Raw genomic sequence first — 12,675 nt, 5'->3', positions numbered from 1 at the left:
CGTCAGGTAAGCGGTAAAGGCGATCAGGCGCGGCGCAGTGCGCGCTGCTCAACCCGGCTTTGCAAGCGGTACAAGTAGGCGAAGCCTTGCTCCCAGCGCTCATGGCCGGACTTGACGTTGATGTGCCCGGCGTTGCTCAGCAACCCTGCCTCGGCGCCCCAGGCCTGGGCCAGGTACAGCGCCCGTGGCACGTTCACGGCCGGGTCGTTGTCCGAACTGACCACCTGGCTGGGGAACGGCAGTGCGTCGGTCGGGATCGGCGCAAAGTTGCGCAAGGCTGGCGCGCAGGTGGGCCGCTCGACGTCCGCTGGTGCCACCAACAGCGCGCCACGCACACGTCGCAGCAAGGCCGGGCTGGCCTGCGCAGCCCAATGGGCGACGGTGATGCAGCCCAGGCTGTGGGCAATCAGGATCACCGGCGACTCTTCGGCAACAATCGCTTGCTCCAGTGCCTGCACCCAGTCCTGGCGCTGCGGGGTCAGCCAGTCGTGCTGCTCCACCCGGGCACTGTTGGGCAGGGTGCGCTGCCAGTGACTTTGCCAATGGTTGTCTGGCGATCCTTGCCAGCCCGGCACAATCAGGTAGCGAATCGACTCATTGCGCATGGGGACGCCTCCAGTAAGTTTGCGTGCTTGGAGACCAGTATAGGGAGGGAGTTATATTCGTAAAGGAATAAGAAGCTATTTATTAATAACCTAAATGTACACCTTGAGAGAATTGTCGGCTGTGAGACCGAGCGCCGCGCGGGCGGCGCTCGACCTCACAGGCGCTGGACCTGTCACGGCAAAAAAAAGGGCCAACCCCTGCCAAGAGATGTGGCCCATAAGCACTTGCCTGAAGAGGTTTGGCGGGTATCAGCGTGCGGTAATCACCGCCAGCTTGCTGATACCTGCACGTTCGATGGCTGCCATGGCCCGCGCCACTTCGCCGTAGTTAACGCCGTCATCGGCCTGCAGCTGCACGCGCACGTCTGCGTCCTTGTCCTTGGCGGCCTTGAGGCTGGTTTCCAGCAGGTCGGGCTGGATCTGGTCCTTGTTGATGAACAGCTTGCCTTCACCGTCGATGCTGACCACCAGCGGGTCCTTCTGCTCTACCGGGGCCACGGCCTCGGTCTTGGGCAGGTTGATGGGGATAGCGTTGGTCAACAGCGGCGCGGTGACGATGAACACCACCAGCAGCACCAGCATGACGTCCACCAGCGGCGTGACGTTGATTTCACTGAGGACTTCGTCGCTGTCCTGGGTCGAAAAAGCCATGTCAGGACGCCTCCTTCACGGGCTGGGTGAAACCGGCCTGTGGCTTGTGCACGGCGGGGTGCACCAGCACGCGGAAGGCACTCTTTTGCGCCAGGCTGTAGAAGTCGTGGGCGAAGTCGTCGAGGTCGGCAGCGGTCAGCTTGAGGCGGCGCAGGAAATAGTTGTAGACCAGCACCGCAGGCACGGCGACGGCAATACCCACACCGGTTGCCACCAATGCCGCACCAATTGGACCTGCTACGGTTTCCAGGCTGGCGGAGCCGGCCGCGCTGATGCCCTTGAGTGCTTCCATGATGCCCCACACAGTGCCGAACAGGCCGATGAAAGGTGAGGTGCTGCCGATACTGGCGACCACTGCCAGGCCGGTTTCCAGCGAGCGGCGCTCACGCACGATCTGCTGGCGCAGGGCACGCTCCAGGCGGTCCTGGTGGTTGATGGCGTGGCTCAGGTCGTTGGCCTGGGTGTCGCCGACGGCAATTGCGGCATAGCCAGACTGGGCAACGCGGGCAGCCGGGCCGGGCAGCTCGTGGCTGAGCTCGGCGGCCGAGTCCAGGCTGGAGGCCGCCCAGAACTGCTGGTGGAAGCGTTTGTCCTGGTTCTTCAACCGCACGAACTGCGCGACCTTGACCAGGGCCAGGCCCCACGTGACGACAGAGAAACCAACCAGCAGCCAGATGACTGCGCTTTCAACGGATTCGAGGGGGGATGCCAGCAGGCTCATGATGATGTCTTCCTGTGTTCTGCGAAAAAGTTAGCGAAGCTTGAAATCGATCGGCACGCTGACCCAGCCGGTCTGGGCCACGTCGCCCTGCTTGGCGGGCACGAAGCTCCAGCGTTTCACCGCAGCCAGCGCGGCGGCGTCGAGGGCATCACGGCCGCTGCTCTTCTGGACCTGGATCTGCCGGGGTTTACCGCTGGGCAGCACCTCTACCCGCAGCAGTACGGTGCCTTCCCAACCGCGCCGCTGGGCCATCTGCGGATACTCCGGCGCCGGGTTTTTCAGGTACGCGGCGTTGGCCGAAGCGGGCGTAACCGGGGCCGGCGCGGGTGGTGCGGGCGCAGGTGGTGCCGGAGCGGCCACTGGGGCTGGCGGTGGTGCTTCGACCGGTTTGGGCTGTGGTTTGGGTGCTTGCTTGACCACCGGCTTGGGCACGGGCTTTGGCTTGGGTTTGGGCTTGGCGGCCAGTTCGTCGATCACGGGAGGTGGCGGCGGCGGCTCGACGACAGGTGGTGCAGGCGCAGGCGGTGGCGGTTCGATCACAGGCGGCGCTGGCGCTGCGAACTCGATGGTCATCGGCGGCACTTGCGGTGGCACCACGGGCAGCTCTGGCGTGGGTGCCTGGCTTACCCAGTACGCCGCAGCGCCGTGCAGGGCCAGCACCAGCAGGCCCAACACCAGCTTGTCACGGCGCTTGAGCCCGCTGACGGGCGTGCGTTGCAGGCGCAGCTGGCCCAGCGGAAGGCGAAGCGTGCGTCCAAGCTCGACCAGGTCGCCCGGGGCCGGGCGCCATGGCTGGTCGTAGGCCCTGACGGCCGACTGGACATTACCCATTGATCAAACTCCTGGGGTCTCGATTCAGGTATGGCTGAATCATCGGGGCCAGAGATTTATCTCTTAAAGTAATGTTTAAAATTATGGTTAGAACTTAAGTGAATATTGTTTTTGAAGGGTAGCGTGAAAGCCACGAACTGCACGGGCTGTGGCTGACCAAGCAAAACTCGATGCTTTGTGGGCATGCAAAATATTCAGGAAAGGCATGGAATTGCAGAGATAAAAAACCCGGGACCATGCCCGGGTTCTCATTACCTGAAGAGGCTCAGATATCCGCCACCTTCTGCCAAACCTTCGGCCGGAAGAATAATGTCTCCCCCCGCGCCAACCCAATCAGGCTGTCATGGTCTTTCACCACCTCGGCCTCGATCAGCTCGCTCTGCCCCTCGACTTTCAAGGTCACCCGGGTAGTCGCGCCCAACGGGCGAATATCCCGCACTTCGGCCGCATGGTGCCCTTCAGTCTCATGCCGCGACAGCGACACTTCGTGCGGGCGGAACAGCACATGGTGCCCTTCACTCAAGGCCAGGCGGTTGGAGTCGCCCAGGAAGTGGTAGACGAAGTCGTTGGCCGGCTGCTCGTACACCTCGCCCGGCGAGCCGATCTGCTCGATCACGCCCTTGTTCATCACCACGATACGGTCGGCCACTTCCATGGCTTCTTCCTGGTCGTGGGTCACGAATACCGAGGTCAGGTTGATGTCTTCGTGCAGCCTCGCCAGCCAGCGGCGCAGCTCTTTGCGCACCTTGGCATCCAGTGCACCGAACGGCTCGTCCAGCAGCAGCACCTTGGGCTCCACCGCCAGCGCGCGGGCCAGGGCGATACGCTGACGCTGGCCACCGGACAGCTGTTCGGGGTAGCGGTCGGACAACCAGTCCAGCTGCACCATGTTCAGCAGCTCATGCACCTTCTCGGCGATCTTGCTTTCGCTCGGGCGCTCGCCCTTGGGCTTCATGCGCAGGCCGAAAGCGACGTTGTCGAACACACTCATGTGACGGAACAGCGCGTAGTGCTGGAACACGAAACCGACGTTGCGGTCACGCACGTCATGGCCGGACACGTCCTCGCCGTGGAACACGATATTGCCCTGGTCTGGGGTTTCCAGGCCGGCGATGATGCGCAGCAGCGTGGTCTTGCCGCAGCCGGACGGGCCGAGCAAAGCCACCAGCTCGCCGCTGTTGATGTCCAGGTTGATGTTGTCCAGGGCCTGGAAGCTGTTGAAGCGCTTGCTGACGTTACGAACTTCGATCGACATGAATCATTCCTCCGCGGCGCTGTGGCGCAGGCGGTTAATACGGTTCTCGCTCCACTGCTTGAGCAGCAGGATGAAGAGCGCCAGGATCAGCAACAGGCTGGCCACGCTGAAGGCCGCGACGTGGTTGTACTCGTTGTAGAGGATCTCCACGTGCAGCGGCAAGGTGTTGGTCACACCACGAATGTGGCCCGACACCACCGACACCGCGCCAAACTCGCCCATGGCCCGTGCGGTACACAGCACCACGCCATAGATCAGGCCCCATTTGATGTTGGGCAAGGTCACGTGCCAGAACATCTGCCAGCCGTTGGCGCCGAGCAGTCGCGCGGCCTCCTCTTCTTGCGTGCCCTGCTCCTGCATCAGCGGGATCAGTTCACGGGCCACGAACGGCACGGTGACGAAAATGGTCGCCAGGACGATGCCCGGCAGCGCGAACACGATCTGGATGTCGTGGTCCTGCAGCCATGGCCCGAACAGGCCTTGCGCGCCGAACATCAGCACGTAGACCAGGCCGGCGATCACCGGCGACACCGAGAACGGCAGGTCGATCAGGGTGACCAGGATACTCTTGCCACGGAAGGTGTACTTGCTGACGCACCAGGCGGCGCTGACACCGAACACCAGGTTAAGCGGCACCGAAATGACCACGGCGAGCAGGGTGAGCTTCAATGCCGACAGCGCGTCGGGCTCGAAAATCGCCTCGAAGAAGGTGCCAAAACCGTTCTTCAGCGCCTGTGATACCACGATCACCAGCGGCAGCAGCAGAAACAGCGCGAACACCAGCCAGCCAAGGCCGATCAGGATGCGCCGCGAAGTGGCGCTGCCACGGCGGGCAGCGTTGGCGGCCGCGCTTGCACTCAGGGATGAACTGGACATGCCGGCCTCCTTCAAGGGGTTTCGATACGGCGCTGCAGCAGGTTGATCAGCAGCAGCAGGATGAAGGAAACCACCAGCATCAGCACGCCGATGGCGGTTGCGCCGGTGTAGTCGTACTGGTCGAGCTTGACCATGATCAGCAGCGGCAGGATTTCGGTCTTCATCGGCATGTTGCCGGCAATGAAGATCACCGAACCATACTCGCCCACGCCGCGGGCGAAGGCCAGGGCAAAACCGGTGAGCCAGGCCGGTAGCAGGGCCGGCGCCAGAATATGACGGAACACCTGCAGCGGTTTGGCGCCCAGGCAGGCGGCGGCCTCCTCCACTTCACGCGGGATGTCTGCCAGTACCGGCTGCACCGTACGCACCACGAACGGCAGGGTGACGAAGGTCAGCGCCAGGGTGATGCCCAGCGGGGTGTAGGCGATCTTGAAACCCAGGTCGGTGGCGAACTGGCCGACCCAGCCCGAGGGCGCGTACAGGGCGGTCAGGGCGATACCGGCAACGGCGGTAGGCAGGGCGAACGGCAGGTCGATCATCGCGTCGATGATCTTGCGCCCAGGGAAGGTGTAGCGCACCAGCACCCACGCGAGCAGGGTGCCGATCACCCCGTTGATGATGGCGGCGAACAGGGCGGTACCGAAACTCAGCTTGAGCGCGGCGATTACCCGCGGCGCGCTGATGATGTTCCAGAACTGCTCCCAGGTCAGCTGCGAGGCATGAATGAACATGGCTGCCAGCGGTATCAGCACGATCAGGCTGAGGTACACCAAGGTGTAGCCCAGTGTCAGCCCGAAGCCGGGTATGACGGGAGAAATGCGGCGTGACATAAATATCCCTGGTTAAACGCACGAAGCCCGGAATCAATCCCGGGCTGGTGCAAGACTCTGAATCCCGGGGTTGCTGCGCAGCCCCGCTTTTCCTTGGCGATTACTGTGCCTGATAGATCTGGTCGAACACACCGCCATCATTGAAGAATTTCGGTTGTGCAGTTTTCCAGCCACCGAAGTCCTTGTCGATGGTTACCAGGTCCAGTTTCGGGAATTGCTTGCCGAATTCGGCAGCGACTTTCTCGTCACGCGGGCGGTAGAAGTTCTCTGCGGCAATCTTCTGCCCGGCCGGGCTGTACAGGTGCTTCAGGTATTCGGTGGCAATGTCGGTATTGCCCTTCTTCTCCGCGTTCTTGTCCACCACGGCCACTGGCGGCTCGGCCAGGATCGACAGCGACGGCACGACGATGTCGAACTTGTCGGCACCACCGTCTTCCTTCAGCGCCAGGAAGGCTTCGTTTTCCCAGGCCAGCAACACGTCGCCCTGGCCGTTGTTGACGAAGGTGATGGTCGAGCCACGGGCGCCGGTATCCAGCACTGGTACGTGCTTGAACAGTTCCTGCACGTAGGCCTTGGCCTTCTCTTCGCTACCGCCGGTCTTCAGGCCGTAGGCCCAGGCAGCCAGGAAGTTCCAGCGGGCGCCGCCGGAGGTTTTCGGGTTGGGGGTGATGACCGACACGTCTTTCTTGATCAGGTCGCCCCAGTCCTTGATGCCTTTCGGGTTGCCCTTGCGTACCAGGAACACGATGGTCGAGGTGTACGGGGTGCTGGCGTCCGGCAGGCGGGTCTGCCAGTTGTCCGGCAGGGTCTTGCCGAGCTTGGCGACTTCGTCGATGTCACCGGCCAGTGCCAGGGTCACCACGTCGGCACGCAGGCCATCGATCACCGCACGGGCCTGCTTGCCCGAGCCGCCGTGGGACTGCTGGATCTTCACCTTGTCGCCCGGGTGGGCCTGCTGCCAGTGCTTGATGAACTCGGCGTTGTACTGCTGGTACAGCTCACGAGTCGGGTCGTAGGACACGTTCAGCAGTTCGTAGTCCTTGGCGATGGCGGAACCGGCAAAAACAGCACTGGCCAAAGCGGCGAGCGCATAACGGCGGATGGACATGGTGAAGCTCCCGATTGGCATTTTTCTAGTTTTGAGTGTGAGGCGCGATCAGCCGGCCTTGTTGCCGGGCTGTTGCAGGCGGAACTTCTCCTTGCGCTCGATCTGTACGACCTGAGCGTTGTGCACTGTGATCTCCACCGCACCGAAACGCAGGTCGCGCAAGGCGCTCTGGATTTCACGCAGAATGGTGGCTTCGTCCTGACCGTCGATGCTACGCAGAGATGCACTCATGCTCGTTCTCCTTGGAGTGAGGTGCCGGGCAGAGGTTTGAAGGGGATTTGCGCCTGGCTTGAGGGCAATAGTAGTGAGGCGGAGTTATTCTTAAAAATACTGTTTAAGAATGTTTATATAACCAAATTCAATTCGCGATCTTACAGGCGCTCAAATGCCTCCGTGGGAGCGGGCGTGCCCGCTCCCACAGGGTTCAATGTTGGGTTTCAGTGCTGTTTTCAGGCTCGCGGATCTTGTACCAGGCCACATACAACGCCGGCAAGAACAGCAGCGTCAGCAGGGTGGCCACGATGATCCCACCAATCATGGCGTAGGCCATCGGCCCCCAGAACACTTCGCGGGCAATCGGGATCATGCCCAGGCTCGCCGCCGCCGCCGTCAGCAGAATCGGCCGGCGCCGGTGGTTGGTAGCCTCCACCACTGCGTCCCACGGCGAGAAGCCCTGGGCCTCGAACTCGTCGATCTGGGTCACCAGAATCACCGAGTTGCGAATGATGATGCCCGCCAGCGCGAGGATGCCGAGAATCGCCACAAAGCCCATGGGCGTGCCCGTTGGCACCAGCGCAATGATCACGCCAATAAGCCCCAGCGGCGCCACGCTCACCACCAGGAACAGCTTCTGCACGCTGTGCAGCTGGATCATCAGGAAGGTGGCCATGAGGAACAGCATCAGCGGGATTACCTTGCGGATCGGCCCTTGCGCCTTGGCGCTCTCCTCCACCGTACCGCCCGTGGCCACTTCGAAGCCCACCGGCAGCTTGCTGGCGAATTCGTCGATCTTCGGCTTCAGCTGGGCGACCAGGTCGGTGGGCTGGATGTCGCCATTGACCGAAGCCTTGATGGTGATGGTCGGTTTGCGGTCCCGGCGCCACACCAGCGGCTGCTCCAGCTCATAACGCACCGTGGCAAACGACAGCAACGGGATCGAGGTGCCGTTGGGCGTGAGAATCTGCAGGTTTTGCAGGGTATCCGGCGAGCCGCGCTCGCTGTCTTCGGCACGGGCCACCACGTTGACCAGGTAGATGTTGTCGTTGACCTGGGTGATCTGCACGCCGCTGACGATACTGTTCATCACATTGGCCACGTCTTCCGACGACAACCCCAGTTGGCGTGCCTTGTCCTGGGCGATTTCCACGCGCAGCACCTTACCCGGCTCGTTCCAGTCGTAGATCATCTCGCCGATGTGCTCGTTCTGGTCGAGCAAGGTGGCCAGTTCGATGGCGTGCTTGCGCACCTCATCGATGTTTGCGCCACTGACCCGATACTGGATCGGCCGCCCTACCGGCGGGCCCATTTCCAGCGACTGTACGTTGGTACCGATGCCGACGAACTCTTCATGCAGGATCTTCTGCAAGCGATCCATCATGGCCTGACGCTCTTCGAAGCCTTTGCTGACGATCACCAACTGCGCGTAGTACGGGTTCTGCAATTGTTGATCGAGGGGCAGGTAGAAACGAATGGCACCCTGGCCGATGTAGGTGCTCCAGTGCACCAGGTCCGGGTCATCCTTGATCCGCGCCTCGAAGCGGTCGACCACCTTGCGCGTCTCCTCGATCGAGGCGTTTTGCGGCAGGTTGAGGTCGACCAGGATTTCCGGGCGGTCCGAGGACGGGAAGAACTGGTTCTGCACAAAACGCTCACAGAAAATGGCCAGCACGAACAACAGCACGGTGCCGATGATGGTCAACCAGCGGTTGCGCATGCACCACAGCAGGCCATGTTCGAAGGCCTTGCCCAGGCGGCCAGGCTCGGCTTCATGGGCTTTGACCTTGCTGCTAAGGATGTGTACGCCCAGCACGGGCGCGAAGAACACCGCCACCACCCAAGACACGATCAGCGACACGGCAATCACGGCAAACAGGGTGTAGGTATACTCACCGGCCGAACTGGCGTTCAGGCCGATCGGCACGAAACCGGCCACAGTCACCAGGGTGCCGGTCAGCATGGGGAAGGCTGTAGAGGTGTAGGCAAAGGTTGCCGCCTGCTCCTTGCTTTCGCCCATCTCCAGCCGCGTGACCATCACCTCCACGGTGATCATCGCATCGTCCACCAGCAGGCCAAGCGCAATGATCAGGGCGCCCAGCGAAATCCGCTGCATGGTGATGCCGCTGTACTCCATGAACACGAACACCATGGCCAGCACCAGCGGGATCGAGCAGGCCACCACCAGGCCTGCGCGCACGCCCAGGCTGATGAAGCTCACCCCCAGTACGATCACCACCGCCTCGAACAGCGCGCTGGTGAAGCCGCCGACGGCCTGCTTCACCACCACCGCCTGGTCCGACACGGTGTGTACCCCAACCCCTACCGGCAAGTCCTCGACCACTTTGTCCATGCGCTTTTTCAGCGCCGCACCGAACACCTGGATGTTGCCACCGGCCTTCATGCCGATGGCCAGCCCAAGCGCAGTCTGGCCGTTGTAGCGGAACATGGGTGACGGCGGGTCGACATACCCGCGTTCGATATCCGCAATATCCGCCAGGCGGAAGAAGCGGTCATTGATACGCAGGTTGACCGTTTCCAGGTCTTTTTCCGAGGAGAACTGCCCGGTGGTGCGCACCGAAATGCGCTCGGGACCCGCCTCGATCACGCCAGCCGGGGTCACGGCGTTCTGCGATTGCAAGGCCTGCATGACCTGGCGCTGGTCAATGCCCAACGCGGCCAGCTTGCGGGTGGAGAAGTTCAGGTACAGCACTTCATCCTGTGTACCGACCAACTCGATCTTGCCGATGTTGGGCACATCGCGGACCTCAGCCCTGGCTTGCTCCACGTAGTCGCGCAACTGGCGCAGGGTAAGGCCATCGGAGGTAAAGGCGTAGATCGAGCCGAATACATCACCGAATTCGTCGTTGAACGCAGGCCCCTGGATGCCCTGAGGGAACTGACCGCGAATGTCCTGGATCTTTTTGCGCACCTGGTACCAGATGTCCGGGATGTCCTTGGCCTTGGTGGTGTCGCGCAGGTACACGTAGACCGTGGATTCACCGGGGCGGGTGTAGCTTTTGGTGTAGTCGAGGGAGTCGAGTTCCTCGAGCTTCTTCTCGATACGGTCGGTGACTTGGTACAGGGTTTCGTCCTGGGTCGCGCCGGGCCAGCGGGTCTGGATGACCATGGTCTTGATCGTGAACGACGGATCTTCCTCACGGCCCAGGTTGAAGTAGGAGAAGATCCCCATCAGCAGGCCAACGAACATCAGGTACCAGACGAACGATTGATGCTTGAGTGCCCAGTCGGACAGGTTGAAGCTTCCTTTCATTGCGCATCCTCGTCGAAGGTGACCTTCTGGCCGGGCTTGAGGCTGTTCACGCCCGCAGTCACCACTCGCTCGCCGGGCTGTACGCCCGAGCTCAGGACGACGCTGTCGGCGGTGCGGCCGATCAGGGCCACGTCACGAGTGGCCACGGTCTTCTGCTGCGTATCGATCACCCATACCTGGGTCTTGCCGTCGCGCTCGAGCAAGGCACTCAAGGGCAGTTCGCTGCGCGGCGACACCTCCGAACTCAGGGTCACGCTGATGGCGGTGCCCAGGTGGAAGGCCGCCGGGGTGCTCGCCAGGGTCAGGCGCGCACGGCGGGTGCGCGTGGTGGCGTCGGCCTGGGGTTCCAGTTCCCGCAGGCTGGCGGTGGTGTTGATGGTAGGGTCCAACTGCGAAGCAACGGTGAAGGTCAGGCCTTTGCTCAACTGCTCGGCCAGGCCGATCGGCAGGTCGATCACGGCTTCCTTCACATCCGGTCTGGCCAGGGTTACCACGGCCTGGCCGGCGGTGACGGTTTGCCCGGCTTCGGCCTGCCAGGCAGTGATTACCGCAGCGTGGTCGGTGCGCAGGGTGCTGTAGTCGAGCTGGTCACGCGCCTGGCTGAGCGCAGAGCGCGCCTGCTCCAACGCCGCGCTGGTGGTTTTCAGGTTGGTCTGGGCGATATCCAGCTGGGCCTGGGCGCCTACCCCGCGGTCGTACAGTTGCTGCTGGCGGCGGGCGTCGGCCTGAGCGTTGATCCATTGGGCCTGGACCTTGGCCAGGTCGCCTTCGGCAGCACGCAGCTGGTTTTGCTGGTCGGTCGGGTCGAGGGTTGCCAAGGTGTCGCCCGGTTTTACCTGGGCGCCCACATCCAGCCAGCGACGGGCGATACGCCCGGAAACCCGAAAGCCCAGGGTACTTTCAAAGCGTGCCTGAATACTGCCGGCAAAGCGGCCCAACTGCGACTGCACCTGGGGTTCGACTTTCACCGACAGCACGGGCCGAATCGGCTCTGGCACCTCGTCCTCGCTGCTGCACCCCACCAGCAGCACGCCAGCCGACAGCATCAGCAGCAGGCGCTTCATAGCTCACCCCCTTGGGCCTTGGCGTCGATCTTCTGCACCTGCATGCCGGGGTGCAGCAATTGGCCGCCATTGACCACCACGGTCTCGCCGCCTTTAAGGCCGCTGGCGACCACGATCTTGCCGGTGAGGTAACGGCTGACCTCGACCTTGCGCAGTTCAACCTTGTCGCCCTCGCCCACCACCCATACGGCGGGCTCATGCAGGGCTTTGGTCAGTGCCGACCACGGCAGCTCGACGCTGGGCCGGCCTTGGGCATTGGTGGTGGCGGTGACCGGTGCGCCCAACTGCATGCCCGGTGGCACGTCTTTGAGGCCTACCTTGACCTGCACCGTGCCGCTTTGCGCCGACACCGTGGGAGTGATTTCACGCACGAAGCCATGTGCCTGGACGTTGGGGTTATCCAGCAGTCTGACGATCACCCCGGCATCGCTGGGCGGTGCGACCAGCAGCGATTCGTACACGTTGAACACCGCATCGCGGTCGCCATCGGTGGCCAGGCTGAAGATGGGCATGGTGGCCTGCACCACCTGGCCCACTTCGGCTTGGCGCTCGGTGATTACCCCGGCGGCCTCGGAGACCAGTGCGGTGTAGCTGAGCTGTTCGTTGGCGTTGGCCAGTTGCGCCTGGGCGGCCTTGAGCGCGCTCTGGTTGCTGCGCAGCGCGGCTTCGGCAGAGTCGTATTCACTCTGGCTGGTGTAGCCCTTGGGCAGCAGTTTTTGCTGGCGTACAAAGGCGGCGCTGGTCTGGGTGACCCGCGCCTGCGCGGCGAACACCTCGGCCTTGGCCGAGTCGACGTTGTTCTGCAGGTCTTTCGGGTCCAGCCGGGCCAGCACCTGGTTAGCCTTGACATGGTCGCCCACATCCACGCTGCGCGAAATGATCTTGCCGCCCACGCGGAACGACAAGTCGGTCTGCACCCGCGCCTGCACATCACCGGTCAGGGTGACCCTGGCTGCGAAATCAGTGGGCTGGACTTGCTGCACACCAACCCGAGGCAACGTCTCGGGGACCTCTTCCTTGCTACAGCCGGTGAGCATGTACAGCAGCCCCAGGCAAACGACCGACAGCGGACGCACCAACGCCATGCTGGCTCCTTGCTTGCGCACAAATGATTTGTGAGATGCGACTGTCAGCGTAGTTCAGGGTTCGATAAACATCACTGATGGATAGAGGACGTACGCGCATCAGGGCATCAAGGTGCATGCCTCGATTTTTTCGGTGCTTATCAGATCGAGCGCCGCCCGCGC

General features: G+C 62.5%; 12 protein-coding genes. All 12 read right to left on the bottom strand.

Annotated features, from left to right (window positions below; all coding sequences use genetic code 11):
• Positions 1–23: 23 nt before the first annotated feature.
• The 12 genes from PM2_RS08660 to PM2_RS08605 all read right to left on the bottom strand — a co-directional run bounded on the left by PM2_RS08660 (position 24) and on the right by PM2_RS08605 (position 12,513).
• Complete coding sequence (locus tag PM2_RS08660; RefSeq protein ID WP_019097334.1) at positions 24–605, bottom strand: alpha/beta hydrolase; 582 nt, start codon at positions 603–605, stop codon at positions 24–26.
• A 249-nt stretch (positions 606–854) separates the two neighbouring features.
• Complete coding sequence (locus tag PM2_RS08655) at positions 855–1,256, bottom strand: ExbD/TolR family protein (RefSeq protein ID WP_016712576.1); 402 nt, start codon at positions 1,254–1,256, stop codon at positions 855–857.
• A 1-nt stretch (position 1,257) separates the two neighbouring features.
• Entirely contained in the window at positions 1,258–1,977 is a 720-nt protein-coding gene (locus PM2_RS08650; protein ID WP_016712577.1) for a MotA/TolQ/ExbB proton channel family protein, read from the bottom strand.
• A gap of 30 nt (positions 1,978–2,007) precedes the next feature.
• Complete coding sequence (locus PM2_RS08645) at positions 2,008–2,808, bottom strand: energy transducer TonB (RefSeq protein ID WP_028698415.1); 801 nt, start codon at positions 2,806–2,808, stop codon at positions 2,008–2,010.
• A 265-nt stretch (positions 2,809–3,073) separates the two neighbouring features.
• Positions 3,074–4,063 (bottom strand): sulfate/molybdate ABC transporter ATP-binding protein, encoded by a 990-nt coding sequence (locus PM2_RS08640; protein ID WP_016712579.1) that lies wholly within the window; start codon positions 4,061–4,063, stop codon positions 3,074–3,076.
• A gap of 3 nt (positions 4,064–4,066) precedes the next feature.
• Complete coding sequence (gene cysW / locus PM2_RS08635) at positions 4,067–4,939, bottom strand: sulfate ABC transporter permease subunit CysW (RefSeq protein WP_004575843.1); 873 nt, start codon at positions 4,937–4,939, stop codon at positions 4,067–4,069.
• A gap of 11 nt (positions 4,940–4,950) precedes the next feature.
• Entirely contained in the window at positions 4,951–5,769 is an 819-nt protein-coding gene (cysT, locus tag PM2_RS08630; RefSeq protein ID WP_016712580.1) for a sulfate ABC transporter permease subunit CysT, read from the bottom strand.
• Positions 5,770–5,869: 100 nt separating this feature from the next.
• Complete coding sequence (locus tag PM2_RS08625; RefSeq protein WP_019098645.1) at positions 5,870–6,877, bottom strand: sulfate ABC transporter substrate-binding protein; 1,008 nt, start codon at positions 6,875–6,877, stop codon at positions 5,870–5,872.
• A gap of 48 nt (positions 6,878–6,925) precedes the next feature.
• Complete coding sequence (oscA, locus tag PM2_RS08620) at positions 6,926–7,108, bottom strand: sulfur starvation response protein OscA (protein ID WP_016712582.1); 183 nt, start codon at positions 7,106–7,108, stop codon at positions 6,926–6,928.
• Between the two features lie 193 nt (positions 7,109–7,301).
• Positions 7,302–10,364: an efflux RND transporter permease subunit gene (locus tag PM2_RS08615; RefSeq protein WP_016712583.1), complete on the bottom strand. Its 3,063-nt coding sequence runs from the start codon at positions 10,362–10,364 to the stop codon at positions 7,302–7,304.
• Positions 10,361–11,428: an efflux RND transporter periplasmic adaptor subunit gene (locus PM2_RS08610; protein WP_019098647.1), complete on the bottom strand. Its 1,068-nt coding sequence runs from the start codon at positions 11,426–11,428 to the stop codon at positions 10,361–10,363. Before PM2_RS08610 ends, PM2_RS08615 begins: the two co-directional genes overlap by 4 nt.
• On the bottom strand, positions 11,425–12,513 hold the full coding sequence (locus tag PM2_RS08605) for an efflux RND transporter periplasmic adaptor subunit (RefSeq protein ID WP_016712585.1): 1,089 nt from the start codon (positions 12,511–12,513) through the stop codon (positions 11,425–11,427). Before PM2_RS08605 ends, PM2_RS08610 begins: the two co-directional genes overlap by 4 nt.
• Positions 12,514–12,675: the final 162 nt, after the last annotated feature.

Source organism: Pseudomonas monteilii NBRC 103158 = DSM 14164, assembly GCF_000730605.1.
Classification (GTDB): domain Bacteria; phylum Pseudomonadota; class Gammaproteobacteria; order Pseudomonadales; family Pseudomonadaceae; genus Aquipseudomonas; species Aquipseudomonas monteilii.
Note: the sequence above shows the minus strand (reverse complement) of the source record. Positions and strands in the feature narration are given on the sequence as shown.